Source organism: Streptomyces sp. NPDC102279 (assembly GCF_044766365.1).
Lineage (GTDB): Bacteria > Actinomycetota > Actinomycetes > Streptomycetales > Streptomycetaceae > Streptomyces.
On the sequence record NZ_JBIWLU010000009.1, the window covers coordinates 224,458 to 243,953 of the forward strand.

21 protein-coding genes are annotated in these 19,496 nt (G+C 71.7%); 14 read left to right on the forward strand and 7 right to left on the reverse strand.

Annotated elements, in window-relative coordinates:
• The first annotated feature begins 180 nt into the window (after window positions 1-180).
• Entirely contained in the window at window positions 181-960 is a 780-nt protein-coding gene (locus ACIRQH_RS24325; RefSeq protein ID WP_358818076.1) for a potassium channel family protein, read from the forward strand.
• A gap of 69 nt (window positions 961-1,029) precedes the next feature.
• On the opposite strand, the gene ACIRQH_RS24330 is transcribed toward ACIRQH_RS24325, so the two are convergent.
• Together ACIRQH_RS24330 and ACIRQH_RS24335 are read right to left on the reverse strand one after the other, a co-directional pair.
• The gene (locus ACIRQH_RS24330) at window positions 1,030-1,332 is read right to left on the reverse strand and encodes a small hydrophobic protein (RefSeq protein WP_164375633.1); all 303 of its coding nucleotides are present in this window, start codon (window positions 1,330-1,332) and stop codon (window positions 1,030-1,032) included.
• Between the two features lie 248 nt (window positions 1,333-1,580).
• Complete coding sequence (locus ACIRQH_RS24335) at window positions 1,581-3,203, reverse strand: MFS transporter (protein WP_358818075.1); 1,623 nt, start codon at window positions 3,201-3,203, stop codon at window positions 1,581-1,583.
• A gap of 132 nt (window positions 3,204-3,335) precedes the next feature.
• Here ACIRQH_RS24335 and ACIRQH_RS24340 point away from each other — a divergent pair, with 132 nt between their 5' ends.
• The 3 genes from ACIRQH_RS24340 to ACIRQH_RS24350 all read left to right on the forward strand — a co-directional run bounded on the left by ACIRQH_RS24340 (window position 3,336) and on the right by ACIRQH_RS24350 (window position 6,404).
• Window positions 3,336-4,079 carry a TetR family transcriptional regulator gene (locus ACIRQH_RS24340; RefSeq protein WP_358818074.1) on the forward strand — a complete coding sequence of 248 codons (744 nt, stop codon included), beginning with the start codon at window positions 3,336-3,338 and terminating at the stop codon, window positions 4,077-4,079.
• Window positions 4,080-4,264: 185 nt separating this feature from the next.
• Window positions 4,265-5,473, forward strand: coding sequence for an alpha/beta hydrolase (locus tag ACIRQH_RS24345; RefSeq protein WP_388864766.1), 1,209 nt, complete (start codon window positions 4,265-4,267; stop codon window positions 5,471-5,473).
• A gap of 67 nt (window positions 5,474-5,540) precedes the next feature.
• Window positions 5,541-6,404 (forward strand): DUF4429 domain-containing protein, encoded by an 864-nt coding sequence (locus tag ACIRQH_RS24350; protein ID WP_358818200.1) that lies wholly within the window; start codon window positions 5,541-5,543, stop codon window positions 6,402-6,404.
• 26 nt (window positions 6,405-6,430) lie between these two features.
• Here the strand turns inward: ACIRQH_RS24350 and ACIRQH_RS24355 are convergent, their stop codons facing one another.
• Together ACIRQH_RS24355 and ACIRQH_RS24360 are read right to left on the reverse strand one after the other, a co-directional pair.
• Entirely contained in the window at window positions 6,431-7,447 is a 1,017-nt protein-coding gene (locus ACIRQH_RS24355; RefSeq protein ID WP_404226989.1) for an aldo/keto reductase, read from the reverse strand.
• Window positions 7,444-7,920 carry a MerR family transcriptional regulator gene (locus tag ACIRQH_RS24360; RefSeq protein ID WP_358818071.1) on the reverse strand — a complete coding sequence of 159 codons (477 nt, stop codon included), beginning with the start codon at window positions 7,918-7,920 and terminating at the stop codon, window positions 7,444-7,446. The genes ACIRQH_RS24355 and ACIRQH_RS24360 overlap by 4 nt, the downstream gene beginning before the upstream one ends.
• Window positions 7,921-8,018: 98 nt before the next feature.
• On the opposite strand from ACIRQH_RS24360, the gene ACIRQH_RS24365 reads away from it, so the two are divergent.
• Both ACIRQH_RS24365 and ACIRQH_RS24370 read left to right on the forward strand, forming a co-directional pair.
• The gene (locus tag ACIRQH_RS24365) at window positions 8,019-8,489 is read left to right on the forward strand and encodes a GNAT family N-acetyltransferase (protein ID WP_388864764.1); all 471 of its coding nucleotides are present in this window, start codon (window positions 8,019-8,021) and stop codon (window positions 8,487-8,489) included.
• A gap of 19 nt (window positions 8,490-8,508) precedes the next feature.
• The gene (locus ACIRQH_RS24370) at window positions 8,509-9,330 is read left to right on the forward strand and encodes a serine hydrolase domain-containing protein (RefSeq protein WP_358818069.1); all 822 of its coding nucleotides are present in this window, start codon (window positions 8,509-8,511) and stop codon (window positions 9,328-9,330) included.
• A gap of 40 nt (window positions 9,331-9,370) precedes the next feature.
• Here ACIRQH_RS24370 and ACIRQH_RS24375 read toward each other — a convergent pair whose 3' ends face one another.
• Window positions 9,371-10,195, reverse strand: coding sequence for an NAD(P)H-binding protein (locus ACIRQH_RS24375; RefSeq protein ID WP_404226990.1), 825 nt, complete (start codon window positions 10,193-10,195; stop codon window positions 9,371-9,373).
• 114 nt (window positions 10,196-10,309) lie between these two features.
• Here ACIRQH_RS24375 and ACIRQH_RS24380 point away from each other — a divergent pair, with 114 nt between their 5' ends.
• Window positions 10,310-10,912, forward strand: coding sequence for a TetR/AcrR family transcriptional regulator (locus tag ACIRQH_RS24380; RefSeq protein ID WP_404226991.1), 603 nt, complete (start codon window positions 10,310-10,312; stop codon window positions 10,910-10,912).
• 16 nt (window positions 10,913-10,928) lie between these two features.
• Here ACIRQH_RS24380 and ACIRQH_RS24385 read toward each other — a convergent pair whose 3' ends face one another.
• Entirely contained in the window at window positions 10,929-11,585 is a 657-nt protein-coding gene (locus ACIRQH_RS24385; RefSeq protein ID WP_358818199.1) for a pirin family protein, read from the reverse strand.
• Window positions 11,586-11,682: 97 nt separating this feature from the next.
• On the opposite strand from ACIRQH_RS24385, the gene fasR reads away from it, so the two are divergent.
• The 5 genes from fasR (at window position 11,683) to fabF (ending at window position 16,663) form a co-directional block, all read left to right on the forward strand.
• Window positions 11,683-12,888, forward strand: a complete 1,206-nt coding sequence (gene fasR / locus ACIRQH_RS24390) for a fatty acid biosynthesis transcriptional regulator FasR (RefSeq protein ID WP_358818066.1) — start codon at window positions 11,683-11,685, stop codon at window positions 12,886-12,888.
• Window positions 12,889-12,977: 89 nt separating this feature from the next.
• Window positions 12,978-13,895, forward strand: coding sequence for an ACP S-malonyltransferase (locus ACIRQH_RS24395; RefSeq protein ID WP_358818065.1), 918 nt, complete (start codon window positions 12,978-12,980; stop codon window positions 13,893-13,895).
• Window positions 13,896-13,908: 13 nt separating this feature from the next.
• A complete protein-coding gene (locus tag ACIRQH_RS24400) occupies window positions 13,909-14,940 on the forward strand; it encodes a ketoacyl-ACP synthase III (RefSeq protein ID WP_388864756.1) in 1,032 nt (343 codons plus the stop codon).
• 74 nt (window positions 14,941-15,014) lie between these two features.
• The gene (locus ACIRQH_RS24405) at window positions 15,015-15,263 is read left to right on the forward strand and encodes an acyl carrier protein (protein ID WP_081217104.1); all 249 of its coding nucleotides are present in this window, start codon (window positions 15,015-15,017) and stop codon (window positions 15,261-15,263) included.
• A gap of 128 nt (window positions 15,264-15,391) precedes the next feature.
• Window positions 15,392-16,663 (forward strand): beta-ketoacyl-ACP synthase II, encoded by a 1,272-nt coding sequence (gene fabF / locus ACIRQH_RS24410; RefSeq protein ID WP_358818063.1) that lies wholly within the window; start codon window positions 15,392-15,394, stop codon window positions 16,661-16,663.
• A gap of 86 nt (window positions 16,664-16,749) precedes the next feature.
• On the opposite strand, the gene ACIRQH_RS24415 is transcribed toward fabF, so the two are convergent.
• The gene (locus ACIRQH_RS24415; RefSeq protein ID WP_355863735.1) at window positions 16,750-17,244 is read right to left on the reverse strand and encodes a DUF3145 domain-containing protein; all 495 of its coding nucleotides are present in this window, start codon (window positions 17,242-17,244) and stop codon (window positions 16,750-16,752) included.
• Between the two features lie 303 nt (window positions 17,245-17,547).
• On the opposite strand from ACIRQH_RS24415, the gene ACIRQH_RS24420 reads away from it, so the two are divergent.
• Together ACIRQH_RS24420 and ACIRQH_RS24425 are read left to right on the forward strand one after the other, a co-directional pair.
• The gene (locus tag ACIRQH_RS24420; protein WP_358818062.1) at window positions 17,548-18,444 is read left to right on the forward strand and encodes an SGNH/GDSL hydrolase family protein; all 897 of its coding nucleotides are present in this window, start codon (window positions 17,548-17,550) and stop codon (window positions 18,442-18,444) included.
• Window positions 18,445-18,454: 10 nt separating this feature from the next.
• Window positions 18,455-19,429: an aldose epimerase family protein gene (locus ACIRQH_RS24425; protein ID WP_388929928.1), complete on the forward strand. Its 975-nt coding sequence runs from the start codon at window positions 18,455-18,457 to the stop codon at window positions 19,427-19,429.
• The last annotated feature ends 67 nt before the right edge of the window (window positions 19,430-19,496 follow it).

Consider the following 19,496-nt stretch of genomic DNA (forward strand, 5'->3'; position numbering starts at 1 on the left):
CGGGGGCGGTGGGGGCCGGGGCGCCGGGGGGGGGGGGGGCGGGGCCGGGGGGGGGGGGGGGGGGGGGGGGGGGGGGGGGGGGGGGGGGGGGGGGGGGGGGGGGGGGGGGTGGGGGGGGGGGGGGGGGGGGGGGGGGGGGGGCCCCCCCGCCCCTCCCCCTTTTCTTCCTACGATGCGCTCATGACGCAAGAATCGGCCCAGGCCCGTTGGGAGCTGCACACTCAGCGGCCCCTGCTCGTCCTCGCGGTGGCGTTCGCCCTCGCGTACGCCGTGCCGATCGTGGACAGCGACGCGGAGCCGGCGGTGGCGCTCACCTGCACGGTGGTGGAGTGGGTGGTGTGGGGGTCGTTCGCGGCCGACTACCTGATACGGCTCGCGCTCTCCGGGCAGCGGCGGGACTTCGTGCGGACCCACTGGCTGGATCTGTGCGCGGTGATCCTGCCGATGCTCCAGCCTCTGCGGCTCCTGCGGCTCGTCTCCACGCTGATGCTCGTCGGGCGGCGGGCGCGGATGGCCTCGCAGATCCGGCTGACGACGTACGTCGGGGGCGCGGTCGTCGGGCTGCTGATGTTCGGCTCGCTCGCCGTGCTGTCCGTGGAGCGGGACTCCCCGAACGGGAACATCCGGACGCTGGGTGACGCCGTGTGGTGGTCGTTCACGACGATGACGACGGTGGGGTACGGCGACCACGCGCCGACCACCGGGATGGGCCGGGTCCTCGCGGTCGGTCTGATGCTGTCGGGGATCGCCCTGCTCGGTGTGGTCACCGCGAACATCGCCGCCTGGTTCATCTCCCGGTTCGAGAAGGACGACGTCGAGGAGCGTCGCCAGACGGCGGCGATCGAGGCACTCACCCAGGAGGTACGGGCCCTGCGCGCCGAGGTCACCGCCCTCACGGGCACCCCGGGCCTCCTCCCGCACCCGCTGCCGTCGGGGACGGAGGAGCACTCCCCCACGTAGACCTGTGGGCCCGCGCGCCGCTCGGAGCGGCACACGGGCCCACAACAGGTGACAGCCGGTCGAGCGGCCTCAGAGCAGGCCGTTGCCTGCGCCGCCCGCCAGCCAGATGATCGCCAGGAGTGTGTCGATCGCTCCCAGGACGAGGGCGATCAGGGCCGGTACCGGCCCCGAGCCCGTCCAGCGGCGCCCCATCGAGAACCAGCCGCAGATCATCGCGACCGGCCCGAGGACGATTCCCAGCGTGAAGAAGCCGGCAACCGCGCAGACGACTCCGATGATGCCCAGGGTCGCGCTGTCCGGCCCGGTCCGTGGTCCCATCCGGCCACGTGAACGGGGGTACCTGCGCGTACCGTTTCCGAAGCCCGCCATCATCAACTCCTGAACTCCCGTGACCTGTCGGTCGGTTCGGGTCGATGCTTCGGGTACCCCCGTTCCACGCGTACAGACCTGCACGCGCGCCACCCCCCTCCGGCAGCGCGCCGCAGACCCGGTCGCCCTCCAGGCCGTACGGAGGACTTGACCCACTGTGACCTGCGGCGTGTGCCGAACGGGAGGGAACTTGAGCGTGATCACCCGGATAGGCGAAATTCCGCCAGGGGACATCCGGGTGACCGCGTCCGTCAGATGTGTCCGGCGCCCGCCCCAGCGGCGTCGGCGTTCTCGCCGCGCTTGGTGAGCATCGCGACGAAGACGGCCACGACGGCGACGCCCGCGGCCACGAGGCAGGCGAGGCTCATGCCGGAGATGAAGGTGTCGTGGGCGACGTCCGTGATCTTCGCGGCGATCTCGGCCGGGGTGCCCTTGGCGACCGGCGCGGCGCCGACCCGGACGGCCTCGGAGGCCTGGTCGAGCTGGGCCGGGGTGAGCGGCGGCAGCTTGGCGTCCGCCCAGTTGCCCGCGAGGTCGCCGTCCACCTTGGAGGCCATCACGGCGCCCAGGACGGCCGTGCCGAGGCTGCCGCCGATCTGCATGGCGGCCTGCTGGAGGCCGCCGGCGACACCGGACAGCTCCATCGGCGCGTTGCCGACGATGACCTCGGTCGCGCCGACCATGACCGGGGCGAGGCCGAGGCCGAGGCCCGCGAACCAGATCGACATGACCAGGCTGCTGGTGCCGGTGTCCAGCGTGGACATCCCGAACATGGAGACCGCGGTGAGCGCCATGCCGCCGGCCAGCGGGATGCGCGGGCCCACCTTGGTGATGAGGGCGCCGGCCAGCGGCGAGCCCACGATCATCATTCCGGTCAGCGGCAGCAGGTGCAGGCCCGCGTCGACGGGGCTCATGCCGTGCACGTTCTGGAGATAGAAGGTGACGAAGAACAGTCCGCCGAGGAAGGCGATGGCCATCAGGACCATCAGCACCACACCGGCGGACAGCGGCACGGAGCGGAACAGGGCGAGCGGGATCAGGGGTTCCTTCACCCGCTTCTCCCAGAGGGCGAAGAGCACGAATCCGGCGATCGAGACGACCAGGAACGTCCAGGTCAGACCGTCGCCCCAGCCCCACGCCGGGGCCTTGATGAGGGCCCAGACCAGGCAGAACATGGCGCCGGACAGCAGCGCGATGCCGAGGAGGTCGAAGGACCGCGGGGCGTTCGCGGCGCGGTGGTCGGTGAGGATCAGCGTGCCGAGGACCAGCGCGAGGACGCCGACGGGAACGTTGATGAAGAACACCGACTGCCAGCTGACGTGCTGGACGAGCAGGCCGCCGAGGATCGGGCCGCCCGCGGTGGACGCGCCGATGACCATGCCCCAGATGCCGATCGCCATGTTCAGCTTCTCGGCCGGGAAGGTGGCGCGCAGCAGGCCGAGCGCGGCAGGCATCAGCAGGGCGCCGAACAGGCCCTGGAAGACGCGGAAGGTGACGACCAGGGCGATGCTGCTGGAGAAGCCGATCGCGCCGGAGGCCGCGGCGAAGCCGAGGACGCCTATGAGGAAGGTCTGCCGGTGACCGAAGCGGTCGCCGAGCTTGCCCGCGGTGATCAGCGTGACCGCGAGGGCGAGGAAGTAGCCGTTGGTGATCCACTGGACGTCGGCGAAACTCGCGCCGAGGTCCTTCTGGATGGCGGGGTTGGCGATCGCGACGATGGTGCCGTCCAGGGCCACCATCATGACCCCGACGGCCACGGTGATGAGGGTGAACCACGGATGGCCGCGCAGGCCCGTGGACGGGGCCCCGCCCGACGGGGAGACCGGAGCCTTGTCGCCGGGCTCCGGCTTGTCGATGGTGGTCTGACTAGTCATGCATTCGAGGCTAGTGACAGTCACTGACAGTTGACAAACCAATTCACAAGTCGGTAACTGTCACGTTACTCACAGATAGGCTGAACTGGGCGGACAGTTCAGGGAGGGACGCGAAAGAGAGGTTCCGGGACCATGACGGACACAGCCGGCAGGGCCGGGCCGACGGCGGCTGCGCCGGCGACCGCAGCGGCGACGGCGGCACCCCGCCCCGGTCTGCGCGAGCGCAAGAAGCAGCGCACCCGGGACGCACTGCTGCGGGCCGCCCTCGAACTCTTCATCACGCAGGGATACGAGCAGACCACCGTCGACGAGATCGCCGAGGCCGTCGACGTCTCGCAGCGCACCTTCTTCCGCTACTTCGCGGGCAAGGAGGACGCCGCCCTCTTCCTGCAGCGGCTCAGTGAGTCCCATTTCATCGACGCCGTGCGTGAACGTCCGCCCCACGAGGCCCCGTTGGAGGCCCTGCGGCGGGCCGTCCTGGAGAGCTGGGACACCATCGGCGAGGCGATCGAGGCCGTCGTCCCGATCGAACTCCACATGCGGACCTACCAGTTGATCGAGTCGACACCCGCACTGCTCGCGGCCCACCTGCGCCGCTCGGAGGAGGTCGAGGAGGAGATCGCGCGACTGATCGCCGAGCGCGAGGGTCTCGACGTGGACGCGGACCCCCGGCCGCGCATCGCGGTCGCCGTGTTCGGCGGGGTGATGCGGGTGACGGGCCGCCGGTGGGGTGCGGGCGAGGACACCAGCGTGGCGGCGATCCGTGAGCTGACCGTCTCCTATCTCGACCATGTGGGGCCGTCGTTGGCGGAGAAGTGGGACACCCGGCCGGACCGGGCGCCCGCCGGGTCTCCGGACCTCTCTGCGGGGTCATGACACCAGCGGTCCCCGAGACCCCGCACAGAGCGTCACAACTCGCACACACGTCGCAGGAATTCACCAACAGAGTGTGACTATTTAACTCAAACTGAACCCGGTTTGCCCCAATTACCCCACCAGAAACGTGATCCCAGTCACTCGTTTAACGGGAGGCACCCCACTTCTCCTAGGGTGTCCTCTCAGTGACTTCCTTCGACTCAACCCCCCAACTCAACGCCTGGCGTGCGCTGCTCGCGCTGGCCGTGGTGTTCGTGATGCTGGCCACCAGTGGCTGGACCGCGCTCCACAGCCACCGGGCACCCTCCCCGCTCCAGGCGTCCCGCTCCGCGTGGGAGCACGGCAGCATCGCCGGACACCGGCTTCCGGACCCGGACGCCACGCCCGCCCGGCTGGCCGGCTTCTTCGACACGCTCGACACCCACCAGCGCTCCCGGCTCGTCCACCGCTATCCCCTCGCGGTCGGCAACATGAACGGCGCACCGGTGACCCTGCGATACCAGGCCAACCGTCTCGCGCTGCAGCACGAACGCAAGGTCGAGCACCGGCGCATGCACGACAAGCGGTTCTCCGCCGTCGGCCAGTACGACGCCGGCCGCCGGATGCACCGCTACGAGGCACTGCTGGACGGCGGCCGCAAGATCCTCGCCTTCGACCCCAACGGATCGGGCCGGGTCGCCGAGGTGTTCGGCAACCTCGACACCGCCCGGCGGGTCTCCGTGGTGGTTCCCGGCGTCGACACCGACCTGCTCACCTTCCAGCGCACGGTCAAGCAGTACTCCGCGCCCGTCGGCATGGCGAGTTCGCTGTACGCGGCGGAGCGGGCGGCCGACCCGGGTGTGCGGACGGCCGTCATCGCGTGGGCCGACTACACGGCACCCAGCGGGCTCGGCATCGACTCGGCCACCGCCATGCGCGCCCAGGAAGGCGCGGTGCGGCTGAACGCGCTGCTCCGGGCGCTGCCCGGGACCAAGCCTGTCGCGCTCTACTGCCACAGCTACGGCTCGGTGCTGTGCGGGGTGGCCGCCCACTCGCTGCCCTCCCGGGTCTCCGACATAGCGGTGGCGGGCAGCCCCGGCATGCGGGCGGCGAACGCGGCCAACCTGCACACCACGGCCCGGGTCTGGGCGATGCGCGACGCGGACGACTGGATCCAGGACGTGCCCCACCTGGAGGTCGGCGGCCTCGGGCACGGCGCGGACCCGGTGTCGAAGGGGTTCGGGGCGCGCGTCCTGTCCGCCGACGGGGCGAAGGGACACGCCGGCTACTTCCAGCCGGGAACGGAAAGTCTCCGCAACTTCGCGGAGATCGGCATTGGCGCGTACCGCGCGGTCCGATGCGCGCACGACGACGGCGGCTGCCGGGCGGGTTTGTCCGCCACGACATCGGCCTGACGCGCGTAGAGACCGAAAGAATCGCGGTCCGCCCGGAGAGGCGACGGAGGCTTGCGTGCCGCATACGATGGCCCGCATGGGTGACGTACTGGCCGGATTTCATGCCGCCTGGGAGTTCGAGTCCGACTCCGTGCTCATCCGCTTCGAACGGGGGATCCGCACGCCGAAGCTGTTCCAGGCGCTCGGCGAACGCCGTATCCCCCTCGATGCGGTGGCGGCGGTGACGCTCACGCCCGGGAAGCGGGGCACGGTCGTGCTGCGCGCGGTGCCGAGGCCCGGCGCCGACCCCCTCATGGAGGCGGCCGCGGGACAGCTCAAGGAGGGGTGCGACCCCTACCGCCTGGTGCTGCCCGCCGATCGCGAGACGCTCGCCGAGTACTACGCGGACGAGCTGCGCTCCCGGCTCGCCGCGGACGACGAACCGGCCGAGCGCTTCCTGGTGGAGCCGCCCGAGGCACCCCTCACCTTCAAGGCGTACGACGGGAAGGCCTCCTTCGACGGCAAGGCGGTGTCCTTCCGGTGGTTCTGGACGGGCGCCTCGTCGGCGAAGTGGAAGGCCGGCGACCAGACGTTCCCGGTCTCCGCGCTGAGCGGCGTCGAATGGCGCTCCCCCGAGGTGTTCGAGGGCCATCTGCGCCTGCTGCGGCGTGAGCCCGTCTCCGCGCAGCCCGCGCAGGCGGACCAGGACCCCGCGGCCGTCGTCTTCGGTCTCGGGTACGGACCGGTCCACGAGTCCCTGCCGTTCGCGGCGGCCGTCCTCGCCGCCGCGCGCACCGCGAGCCCCGCGCCGGTGGCCGCGTCCGCCGTGCCGCGCCGGGATCCGGCCGACATCGCCGACCGGATCCGGCACCTCGGCGAGCTCCACGAGGCGGGGCTCGTCACGGACGAGGAGTTCTCCTCCAAGAAGGCGGAGCTGCTGGCGCAGCTGTAGGGGGTGTCCGGCCGGCTACCGGCCGCTCACTCGCGGCCGGCCGACGAGAACGTCATGTCCGCGTAGCGGTCGCCCGCCACCTTCGCCGCGATCGGCTCCAGGAGGGCCAGTTCGCCGTCGGTCAGGACGATGCGGGTGGCCGCCGTGTTCTCCTCCACCCGCTTGCCCTTGGTGGTCCCCGGGATCGGTACGACGGTCAGTCCGTGGACGCTCGCCCGCTGCTGGACCCAGGCCAGCGCGATCTGGCCGAGCGAGGCGCCGTGCGCCTCGGCGACCGTGCGGACCGGTTCGAGGAGGGCTGCGTTGGCGGTGGCGTTCTCGCCGGTGAAGCGGGGCATCGTACGGCGGAAGTCGTCCGAGGTCAGGTCCTCGTCGGCGTCGGCGAACGACCCGGTGAGGAAACCGCGGCCGAGCGGTGAGTACGGCACCAGGGCGACCCCCAGCTCGCGGGCCGCGGGCACCACGGCCGCTTCGATGTCGCGGCTGAACAGCGACCACTCGGACTGCACGGCCGTGATGGGGTGCACGCCGTGGGCGGCCCGCAGCTCGCCGCCCGTGACCTCGCTCAGCCCGAGGTGCTTGACCTTGCCCTCGCGGACCAGCTCGGCCATGACCCCGACGGTCTCCTCGATGGGGATGTTCACGTCCCGGCGGTGCATGTAGTAGAGGTCGATCACGTCGACGTCCAGCCGACGCAGACTCGCCTCGACGGCCGAACGGATGTACGGCGCGTCGTTGCGGACGATCCGCTTGTAGGGGTCGTCCGGTGAGCTGGTCAGCGCGAACTTCGTGGCGATGACGAGGTCGTCCCGATGGGCGCCCACGAAGGAGGACAGGAACGTCTCGTTCTCCCCCCTGCCGTAGGCGTCGGCGGTGTCGAAGAGGGTCACGCCCAGCTCCAGCGCCCGGCTCAGGGCCGCCCGGGACTGTTCGGCGTCCGGCGGCCCGTACGCCCAGCTCATCCCCATGCAGCCGAGACCCTGCACCCCGACCTCGGGTCCGTCCGCGCCGAGCCGTGCCGTCGCGATCCTGCTGTCCGTCACCGGGACCTCTCCGACGCCAGGGCGCGGCCGGCGTCACCGTAGAAACTGATCTTGCGGTCGAGCACCGCGAGGGTGTCCTGGAGCTCCGCGATCCGGGCCTTGACGTCCCGTCGGGTCGCCTCCAGGAGTTCGTAGCGCTCCATGTAGGTGTGGTCGCCCGCGCGCACCATCTCGGCGTACCGCACCATGTCGGCGACCGGCATCCCGGTGAGCCGGAGCTTGCCGACCAGGCCGAGCCAGTCCAGGTCACGGTTGCTGTAGCGGCGCTGGCCGGTGTGCGAGCGGTCGATGTGCGGCATCAGCCCGATGCGCTCGTACCAGCGCAGGGTGTGCGCGCTGAGGCCGGTGTACGCGGCGACCTCGCTGATCGTGTAGTTGTCCTGGCCGTCCGGGCGTCGGTCCCCCTCGGGCGGTCCGGCGCAGGTGTCGGCGTCGGTCTCGACGGCCTCGGCTGTGGTCTCCATCACGGTCATGGTCCCCACGCTAAAACCTTGGAGTGCACTCGAAGCAAGCGGAATCCGCCGAAAAAATGCGAGGACGCGCCCGGGGGCGGGTGGCTAGCGTGCCGATCATGAGTCTCGTACGCCGTGCCACAGCCGAAGACGCCCGGGAAGTACTCCGCCTGCGCCAGGTGATGATCGACTCGGTCTTCGCCGCCGACAGCTCCAGCGGGTGGCACGCCGCCTCGCTGCCCACCGTACGCGCGAAGCTCGCCGATGCCGACGAGTCCTTCGTGGCCTTCGTGGTCGACCACCCGGACCGGCCCGGCGCGCTGGCGGCCCTCGTCGCCGGCACGGTCGAGTACCGGATCGGGCGGGCGGACAATCCGCACGGCGCGGTCGGGCACGTCTTCAGCGTCGCCACCGACCCGGACGCCCGGCGCCGCGGGTACGCCCGCGCCTGCATGGAGACGCTCCTCGACTGGTTCCGCGAGCGGGGTGTCGGGCAGGTCGACCTGAACGCGTCCGCCGCGGCCGAGCCGCTGTACGCGTCCCTCGGCTTCGTCCGCAAGCCGGACCCCTCGATGCGGCTGACCCTGTGAGCCCTTTAGGGTCGTGGGCATGTCCTTGCAGAGTCTGGCGCTGATCGCGAACTGGCCCGTCCCCACCGCCGCCGCCGCGGTCGTCCGCGCGGACGGCACGGTCGTGGGCACCCGGGGCCCGGGGCAGCACCGGTTCGCGCTCGCCTCGGTCACCAAGCCGCTCGCCGCGTACGCCGCGCTCGTCGCGTACGAGGAGGGGGCGATCGAGCTCGACGAACCGGCCGGGCCCCCCGGTTCGACGGTCCGGCATCTGCTCGCGCACACCTCCGGTCTGGCCTTCGACGAACACCGGGTGACCTCGGCTCCCGGCGAGCGGCGGCTGTACTCCAACGCCGGCTTCGAGGTGCTCGGGGACCACATCGCCAAGGCGGCGGAGATGCCCTTCGCGGAGTACCTGCGCCAGGCGGTCCTCGAACCGCTCGGCATGACCGCGACGACCCTGGACGGCTCCCCCGCCAGGGACGGCGTCTCGACGGTCGAGGACCTCGTCCGTTTCGCCGCCGAGCTCCAGGCCCCCCGGCTGCTGGACCCGCGCACGGTCGCGGAGGCGATGACCGTGCAGTACCCCGGGACGAAGGGTGTCCTGCCCGGCTACGGACACCAGAACCCCAACGACTGGGGCCTCGGCTTCGAGATCCGCGACTCCAAGTCGCCGCACTGGACGGGGAGTTCGTCCTCCCCCCGAACCTTCGGCCACTTCGGCCAGTCCGGCACGTTCCTGTGGGTCGACCCGGTCGTCGGCGCCGCCTGCGTCGCCCTGACCGACCGGGCCTTCGGACCGTGGGCGATCGAGGCGTGGACCCCCTTCACGGACGCGGTCCTGGCCGACCTCACCGCCTGACGAGAGGTCTGCGGCGACGGCGGCCGCGCCTCCCGCACGCTCAGCGGAACGCCGCCGCGTTGCGCCGCGCCCAGCCGGCGAACGTGCCCGGAGCGCGGCCCAGCACCCGCTCCACGTCGGGGCTGACCCGGCGCTCCTCCTCGGTCGGTTCGCCGAGGATGGCGAGGGTGCCCTCGACCACCGGCAGCGGCATGAAGGCCGACATCCGGGCGTGCGCCTCCTCGCGGGTCTGCTCGGTGAAGCGCACCGGCTCGCCCAGCGCGGCGCCGATGGCGGCGGCGCGTTCACGCGGGGTCGTCGCCGCGGGACCGGTCAGGGTGTAGGTGGCCCCGGTGTGGCGGCCCTCCCCGCGCAGTGCGGCAGCCGCCACGGCGGCCACGTCGTCGGGGTCCACGAACGGCAGGCCGACCTCGCCGAACGGAGCCTCGGCCTCGCGGCCGGCGCGGACGGATCCGGCCCAGGCGAACGCGTTGGTGGCCATCCCGCCCGACCGCAGGACCGTCCAGTCCAGCCCCGACTCCCGTACCGCCCGCTCGAAGCGGGCCGGGTGCCCGTAGGCGTCCGGGCGTGTTCCCACACCCTGGGAGGACAGCAGCACCACCCGGCGGATGCCGGCGGTCTTCGCCGCGTCCAGGATCGCGTGCGGGTCCTCGCCCGCCACCAGCAGGAACAGTGCCTCGGCCGCGTCGAACGCGGGCCCCAGCCCAGCCGGTTCTGCGAGATCGGCCGCCACCGCCCGGACGCCCTCGGGCACGTCCGCCCCGGTGATCCGCCGGGCCACCGCCGTCACCGGCAACGCTGCGTCGTCGAGCGTCCGCACCAGCGCGCGTCCCACGTTCCCGGTCGCTCCTGTCACCACGTACATGTCGGTCTCCTCACGCATGGATCGGGTCGGTCGACTTAGTTAGTTAGTCGACTGACTCACTTCAGTGAAGTGGACGCTAGCAAGCGGTGGGCGCGGCTGTCTATAGTCAGTCGGGTGACTGACTCAGAGAAGGTCCGGAGCCCGCGGGCGAAGGCGGGCGGCAAGCGGCGGCTGCTGACGGCGGCGGCGGCCCGGGTGCTGCACGAGCAGGGCGTGGAGCGCACGACGATCGCCGACATCGCCCGTGCCGCGGGCGTCCCCGCGGGCAACGTGTACTACTACTTCAAGACCAAGGACGAGCTGGTCGAGGCCGCCCTCGCCGAGCACGCCGGGCATCTGAGGGAACTCACCGACGAGCTGGACCGGCTCCCCGATCCGCGCGACCGCCTCAAGGGACTCGTCGGGGCGTGGGTCTCCCGGCGCGACACCGCGGCGCGCTACGGCTGCCCGACCGGCACCCTAGCCGCCGAACTCGACAAGCGGGACGACGGCGGCCTCGACCTCGCGGCGGGACAGGTGGTCCGGCTGCTGCTGGACTGGGTCGCCGGGCAGTACCGCGAGCTCGGCGACGCCGACCCGGAGGGCCGCGCGCTGACCCTCGTCGGCGCCTACCAGGGAATGTCCCTGCTCTCCAACGCCCTGCGCGACCCGCAGATCATGGCCCGCGAGGGGGCACGGCTGATCCGCGAACTCGACGGCGGCCCGGGCATGACCTGACCGGCGGCCTCCGGAGTCAGCCGACGGCCATCTCCCACACCAGCAGCTCGGCGGGCACACCGGCGACGAGTTCGATGTCCTTCGCGTCGGTGATGCGGGCCGCGTCGCCCTCGCCCAGTTCCTCGCCGTCCAGGCGGACTTCACCCCGGACGACGTGGACGTAGACGAAGGGCGCGTCCGGGACGGCGGTGCGCTCGCCCGCCGTCAGACGGCGCACATGCAGCATGGCGCCCGCCTCGGGCAGGGCGTACGGGGTGGAGTCGGCGATGCCGTGGACGATCTCGTACGACGGGTCGCCGCCCGGTTCGAGCGGGGCGAGCCACATCTGGACGAAGACCAGCGGGAGTTCGCCGTCGTTGCGCTCGACGTGCCGGACGCCGCCCGCCGAGCTGAGGCGCTGGACGTCGCCGTGCCGCAGCACCGACTCGTGCCCCGCCGAGTCACGGTGGGTCAGCTCCCCCTCCACGACCCAGGTGACGATCTCGGTGTGGCTGTGCGGGTGCTCGTCGAAGCCCGCGCCGGGAGCGAGCCGTTCCTCGTTGCAGGCGATCACCGCACCGAAGCGGACGTTGTCGGGGTCGTAGTGCGGGCCGAAGGAAAAGGCGTGGAGCGAGGAGATCCCGGCCGCCGGGTCCCCTCCGCGGTAGCGCTCTTCGGCGCGGCGGACGTCCATCACGTCCACCACCGTAGCCCCGGCCGGACGCCGGGCCTCCCCGCTTACGTGCGACCCGCCGCCGCACGGCTCCGTCCTGATAAGGCAGTCTTGTCCCGTGCCCGAACCCGAAGCGAGCAACACCGAGCGCCCAGCGCACGACGTCCACGCGCACTCCGCGACCCTCAAGCGGCTGGAGAAGTCGTCCGGCAGCCTCGCCGCGCAGGCGATCACGCGCATGGACGAGACGCTGTCGTGGTACCGGGCCATGCCACCGGAGAACCGGTCGTGGATCGGGCTGGTCGCCCAGGCCGGCATCGCCGCGTTCACCGAGTGGTTCCGGCACCCCGACGCTCCCCAGGCCATCTCGACCGACGTCTTCGGCACCGCGCCGCGCGAGCTGACCAGGGCCATCACCCTGCGCCAGACCGTGGAGATGGTGCGGACCACGATCGAGGTCATGGAGTCGGCCATCGACGAGGTGGCGGCCCCCGGCGACGAGTCCGTACTGCGCGAGGCGCTCCTGGTGTACGCCCGCGAGATCGCCTTCGCGACCGCCCAGGTGTACGCGCAGGCCGCGGAGGCCCGCGGCGCGTGGGACGCCCGGCTCGAATCCCTCGTCGTGAACGCCGTGCTCTCCGGCGAGGCCGACGAGGGCGCCGTCTCCCGGGCCGCCGCGCTCGGCTGGAACTCGCCCGAACACGTCTGCGTGGTGCTGGGCACGGCACCCGACGGTGACAGCGAACTGACGGTCGAGGCGATCCGGCGGGCCGCCCGGCACGCCAAGCTCCAGGTGCTGACCGGCGTGCTCGGCGACCGGCTGGTCGTCATCGCGGGCGGCAGCGACAACCCCCTCGCCGTCGCCAAGTCACTGATCGGCCCGTACGCCGCGGGGCCGGTCGTCGCCGGACCGATCGTGCCCGACCTGCTGGCCGCGACCCGGTCCGCGCAGGCCGCCGCCGCCGGCCTCAAGGCGTGTACCGCCTGGCAGGACGCCCCGCGCCCGGTTCTGGCGGACGATCTGCTGCCGGAACGCGCGATCGCCTCCGATCCCTCCGCCCGCGACCAGCTGGTGGAGGAGATCTACAGACCGTTGGAGGAGGCCGGCTCCGCGCTCCTGGAGACGCTCAGCGTCTATCTGGAGCAGGCGAGCAGTCTTGAGGGCGCCGCCCGGATGCTCTTCGTCCATCCCAACACCGTGCGCTACCGGCTCCGACGTGTGACTGACGTCACCGGCTGGTCGCCCTCGGATGTACGATCCGCCTTCACGCTGCGGATCGCGCTGATCCTGGGGCGTCTCGCCGATGGAGATCCCCAGACCTAGCCTTTTGTCGGGGACCTACAATTCCCCCTCGTGTTCTTCGTCCCTGTCCCCACGGGCGGCCGTGGCCGTCCACAAGAGAGAGTGTGAGAGTGCTCGTACTCGTCGCTCCCGGCCAGGGCGCCCAGACGCCCGGCTTCCTGACTCCTTGGCTCGAACTCCCCGGTGCCGCCGACCGCGTCGCCGCGTGGTCGGACGCCATCGGGCTCGACCTCGCCCACTACGGCACCCAGGCCGACGCGGACGCGATCCGCGACACGGCCGTCGCCCAGCCGCTCCTGGTCGCCGCGGGCCTGCTGTCCGCCGCCGCCCTCGGTGACGTGAACCCCGGCGCCGTCGCGGGCCACAGCGTCGGCGAGATCACCGCCGCCGCGTTCGCCGGAGTGCTGGACGACACCGCCGCGCTGACCCTGGTGCGGGGGCGCGGCCTCGCGATGGCCGACGCCGCCGCCGTCACACGGACCGGCATGTCGGCACTGCTCGGCGGCGACCCGGAGACGACCGTCGCGCACCTGGAGAAGCTCGGCCTGACCCCGGCGAACGTGAACGGCGCGGGCCAGATCGTGGCGGCCGGCACGCTGGAGCAGCTGGCCGCTCTGGAGGCGGACAAGCCCGAGGGTGTCCGGCGTGTCGTGGCGCTGAAGGTCGCGGGCGCGTTCCACACCGAGCACATGGCTCCCGCCGTCGAGGCGCTGGCGAAGGCCGCCCAGGACCTGACGCCGGCCGACCCGCGGGTCACCTACGTGTCGAACCGGGACGGCAGGACCGTCGCCACCGGTGCCGAGGTCGTCGAGCGGCTGGTCGGCCAGGTCGCCAACCCGGTCCGCTGGGACCTGTGCATGGAGACCTTCCAGGAACTCGGCGCGACCGCGCTGATCGAGGTGTGCCCCGGCGGCACGCTGACCGGTCTGGCGAAGCGCGCGCTGCCCGGCGTCACGACGCTGGCCCTGAAGACACCCGACGACCTCGACGCAGCTCGCGAGCTCATCGCCGAGCACAGCGCGGCCTAAGGAGCCCGAGAGCATGTCGAAGATCAAGGCACCCAAGGGCGCTCCGTTCGCGCGCATTCTCGGCGTCGGCGGCTACCGCCCCGTCCGCGTGGTGCCCAACGAGGTGATCCTGGAGACGATCGACTCGTCCGACGAGTGGATCCGTTCACGCTCCGGCATCGAGACCCGGCACTGGGCCTCCGACGAGGAGACCGTCGCCGCGATGTCGATCGAGGCGTCCGGCAAGGCCATCGCCGACGCCGGCATCAACGCCTCCCAGATCGGCGCCGTGGTGGTCGCCACCGTGTCGCACTTCAGCCAGACCCCGGCCATCGCCACCGAGATCGCCGACAAGCTCGGCACGAACAAGGCCGCGGCCTTCGACATCTCGGCCGGCTGTGCGGGCTTCGGCTACGGCCTGACCCTCGCCAAGGGCATGGTCGTCGAGGGTTCGGCCGAGTACGTCCTCGTCATCGGCGTGGAGCGGCTGTCCGACCTGACCGACCTGGAGGACCGCGCGACGGCCTTCCTGTTCGGCGACGGCGCCGGCGCGGTCGTCGTGGGTCCCTCCGACGAGCCGCACATCGGCCCGACCGTGTGGGGCAGCGAGGGCGACAAGGCCGGCACGATCAAGCAGACCGTGTCCTGGGACCGTTTCCACGTCGGCGACGTGACCCAGCTCCCGCTCGACTCCAAGGGCGAGATCAAGTTCCCCGCCATCACGCAGGAGGGCCAGGCGGTCTTCCGCTGGGCCGTGTTCGAGATGGCCAAGGTCGCACAGCAGGCGCTGGAAGCGGCCGGGATCAGCCCGGACGACCTGGACGTCTTCATTCCCCACCAGGCCAACGAGCGGATCATCGACTCGATGGTGAAGACCCTCAAACTGCCGGAGCACGTCACGGTCGCGCGTGACGTCCGCACCACCGGCAACACCTCGGCCGCCTCGATCCCGCTCGCTATGGAGCGGCTCCTGGCGACCGGAGCGGCGAAGAGCGGCGACACCGCGCTCGTCATCGGCTTCGGGGCGGGTCTCGTGTACGCCGCGACGGTCGTTACCCTCCCCTAGGCACTCCGTGCCGGATCATCCGGTCCGTACGGAATATCGCCACCCCCTGTAAACACACCGAAGGAGCGCCTGACATGGCCGCCACTCAGGAAGAGATCGTCGAAGGTCTCGCCGAGATCGTCAACGAGATCGCCGGGATCCCCACCGAGGACGTCCAGCTGGACAAGTCCTTCACCGACGACCTGGACGTCGACTCGCTGTCCATGGTCGAGGTCGTCGTCGCCGCCGAAGAGCGCTTCGACGTCAAGATCCCCGACGACGACGTCAAGAACCTCAAGACGGTCGGCGACGCGACCTCCTACATCCTCAAGAACCAGGCCTGATCCGTCGATCACCTGGGCCGACCGTCCGGGTTCGCCGGGGCCTAGTGCCCTGGTTCGCCTGGGCTGATGCCCCGCCACCCGGCGGTGGCGCCGCCTGAATCCTCGTATCCGTTGGAGAAAGAATTCCCGTGAGCCCGACCAATCGCACCGTGGTCGTCACCGGTATCGGCGCAACCACACCGCTGGGTGGCGACGCAGCCTCTACCTGGGAGGGCCTGATCGCCGGACGTTCCGGCGTCCGCCCTCTGGAGCAGGAGTGGGCCGCCGACCAGGCGGTCCGTATCGCGGCGCAGATCGCCGTGGAGCCGGGCGAGGTCATCCCCCGCCCGCAGGCCCGCCGTCTGGACCGCTCGGCGCAGTTCGCGCTGATCGCGGCCAAGGAGGCCTGGGCGAACGCCGGTTTCACCGACAAGGCGGGCGAGGACCCGAGCGTCGACCCCGACCGCCTCGGCGCTGTCATCGCCTCCGGCATCGGTGGCGTGACGACCCTGCTCGACCAGTACGACGTGCTGAAGGAGAAGGGCGTACGCCGCGTCTCCCCGCACACCGTTCCGATGCTGATGCCGAACGGCCCGTCCGCCAACGTGGGTCTCGCCGTCGGCGCCCGCGCCGGTGTGCACACCCCGGTCTCCGCCTGCGCCTCCGGCGCCGAGGCCATCGGCTACGCCATCGAGATGATCCGCACGGGCCGCGCCGACGTCGTCGTCGCCGGTGGCACCGAGGCGGCCATCCACCCGCTTCCCATCGCCGCGTTCGGCAACATGATGGCGATGTCCAAGAACAACGACGACCCCGAGGGTGCCTCGCGCCCCTACGACGTCGCCCGTGACGGCTTCGTCCTCGGCGAGGGCGCCGGCGTCGTCGTCCTGGAGTCCGCCGAGCACGCCGCCAAGCGCGGTGCCCGGGTGTACGCCGAGGCGGTGGGCCAGGGCATCTCGGCCGACGCGCACGACATCGTGCAGCCGGAGCCCGAGGGCCGTGGCATCTCCCGCGCCCTGCAGAACCTGCTCGACAGCACCGACCTGGACCCGTCCGAGATCGTGCACGTGAACGCGCACGCCACCTCGACGCCGGCCGGTGACGTGGCCGAGCTGAAGGCACTGCGCAAGGTGTTCGGCGACGACGCCGACCACTTCGCGGTCTCCGCGACCAAGTCGATGACCGGTCACCTCCTCGGTGGCGCCGGTGGCGTCGAGTCCGTCGCGACCGTGCTCGCGCTGTACAACCGGATCGCGCCGCCGACCATCAACGTGGAGAACCTCGACCCCGAGGCCGAGGCCGCCGCCGACATCGTCCGCGGCGAGGCGCGCAAGCTGCCCGTCGAGGGCCGTATCGCCGCTCTGAACGACTCGTTCGGGTTCGGCGGGCACAATGTGGTGCTGGCGTTCCGCACGATCTGACGCCGGTTCCCCACAGCTGAACGGTGTGTGGCCCGTACCCCTGGATCCAGGGGTACGGGCCACACACCGTTGCGCGTCGTCCGGGGTCAGACCACCTGGTGCAGCCAGCGGACCGGGGCGCCCTCGCCCGCGTAGCGGAAGGGTTCCAGTTCGTCGTCCCAGGGCTTGCCGAGGAGCTTGGCGAGGTCGGCCTCCAGGTCGGTCTCACCGCGCTGGGACCGCAGCAGCGCGGCGCGCAGCCGGTCCTCGGGGATGAGGATGTCGCCGTGGATGCCGGTGACGGCGTGGTAGATGCCGAGTTCGGGGGTGCAGCTGTAGCGCTCGCCCTCGGCGGTGGGGCACGGCTCGGCGGTGACCTCGAAGCGCAGCAGGTGCCAGCCGCGCAGTGCGGAGGCGAGCTTGGAGGCGGTGCCGACCTCGCCCTTCCAGGAGAACTCGGATCTCCAGGTTCCCGGCGCGGCGGGCTGCCGGATCCAGTCGAGGCTGACGCGCGTGCCGAGCACCCCCGCGACCGCCCACTCGACATGCGGACACAACGCGCGGGGCGCGGAGTGCACGTAGAGAACTCCACGTGTCGTCACTGGGGCCTCCGGACAGAGCGAGACATCTTGTAACTTAGCGGAACGGCAGTGGCAGGGCGGCCACGGGGCGAGGCTACCGTGCGGTGGCGCGAGGAGTGTGACGTACCGTCGGTCCAGGCGCCGTGAACTCCGAGGTTTCACCCGGCGGGACGCGTCCGGACCTCCTGCGGGGGTCCGGAGTGGTCTCCGGGCCGGTCCGGCCGCCCCGTGCAGCGCGGGCGGCCGGCCCTGTACGACGTGGTGCGACCCACCGCACGGAGCGGATGCCGACCAACCCTGTACAACGAACGAGGAGACCAGGGGATGCGCAATCGCGGCCACCGTTCACGGGCCGTCCTCGCCGTCGCGGTGGTGGCCCTCCTCGGCGTCGCCGGGTGCGACGCCTCCGGCGGCAACTCCTCCGCGCCCAGCGGTACGGGGGGTCACGCGTCCCCGAAGCCCACACCGGCCTGGGACCGCAGTCCGGCGTCGATGGCCGCGGTCGGCGACTCCATCACCCGCGGGTTCGACGCGTGCAGCGTGCTGTCCGACTGTCCCGAGGTGTCCTGGGCGACCGGCAGCGACCCGCGGGTCAGGAGCCTCGCCGTCCGTCTGCTCGGCAGGACCGGGGCTGCCGAGCGGAGCTGGAACTATGCGGTGACCGGCGCGCGGATGGACGACCTGCCCGGCCAGATGGCGCAGGCGGCGACCCGCAGGCCGGAGCTGGTCACGGTGATGGCGGGTGCCAACGACGCCTGCCGCGCCTCCACCTCGGCGATGACGTCGGTGACCGCCTTCCGCCGCTCGTTCCAGGACGCGATGGACACCCTGCGCGGGACGCTGCCCAAGACCCAGGTGTACGTGTCGAGTGTGCCGGACCTGAAGCGGCTGTGGTCCCAGGGGCGGGGCAACGCGCTCGGCAAGCAGATCTGGAAGCTGGGCATCTGCCCCTCGATGCTCGGCGACGCCGACTCCCTGACCTCGGCGGCCACGCTGCGCCGTGACCGGGTGCAGGACCGGGTGGAGGCCTACAACCAGGTGCTGCGCGAGGTCTGCGCCAAGGACCGGTACTGCCGCTTCGACGGGAACGCGGTGTTCGACTACCGCTTCGACACGGACCAGTTGAGCCACTGGGACTGGTTCCATCCGAGCACCGACGGCCAGGCACGACTTGCGGAGATCGCCTACCGGACCGTCACGGCGCGGAAGCCCGTCACCTAGGGTTTCCGTCATGAGCGAACTTTTCGGCACACTTTCCGACGGCACCCCCGTCCACCGCTTCACGCTGGAGCGGGCCGGGGTCCGGGTGCGTGTGCTCACGTACGGCGGAATCGTGCAGTCGGCGGAGGTGCCGGACCGGGACGGGCGGGCCCTCGACGTCACGCTGGGGTTCCCCGACCTGGCGGGGTACGTGGAGCATCCGGAGCCGTATCTCGGCGCCCTGGTGGGCCGGTACGCGAACCGGATCGGCGGCGCGTGCTTCCCGCTCGACGGGGCGACCTACCACCTGGCGCCGAACAACGGGCCCAACTCGCTGCACGGCGGTGAGGGGGGCTTCGACAAGCGGGTGTGGGACGCGGAGCCGCTCGAACACGGGGTCCGGCTCTCCCGGGTCAGCCCGCACGGCGAGGAGGGCTTCCCGGGCCGTGTGGAGGTCACCGCGACGTACACGCTCGACGAGCGGGGCGCGCTGCGGATCGTCTACGAGGCGGTCAGCGACGCGCCGACGGTGCTGAACCTGACGAACCACACGTACTGGAACCTGAGCGGGTCCGGCAGTGCGATCGGGCACGAACTGCGGCTCGACGCGTCACGGTTGACGCCGGTCGACGCGGACCTCATCCCGACCGGGGAGCTGGAGCCCGTCGAGGGCACCCGCTTCGACTTCCGCACCGCGCGCAAGACGGGGGCGGGCTACGACCACAACTTCGTGCTCGACAAGGGGATCACGGACACTCCGGTCGAGGTGGCCGAGCTGTACGATCCGGCGTCCGGGCGGGTGCTGACCGTGGCGACCACCGAACCGGGCCTGCAGTTCTACACCGCCGACCACCTGGACGCCCCGTTCGCGCCCAACGACGGGATCGCGCTGGAGACCCAGCACTTCCCCGACTCGCCGAACCGGCCGGAGTTCCCGACCACCGAGCTGCGGCCGGGCGCCGTCCACCGGTCGCAGACGGTGTACGCGTTCTCCGCGCGGCCCTAGGGCAACCGGGGAAACGGCGAGCCCCGGTCCGGAGGTCAGGTTCCGGACCGGGGCTGCTCAGGGGGAC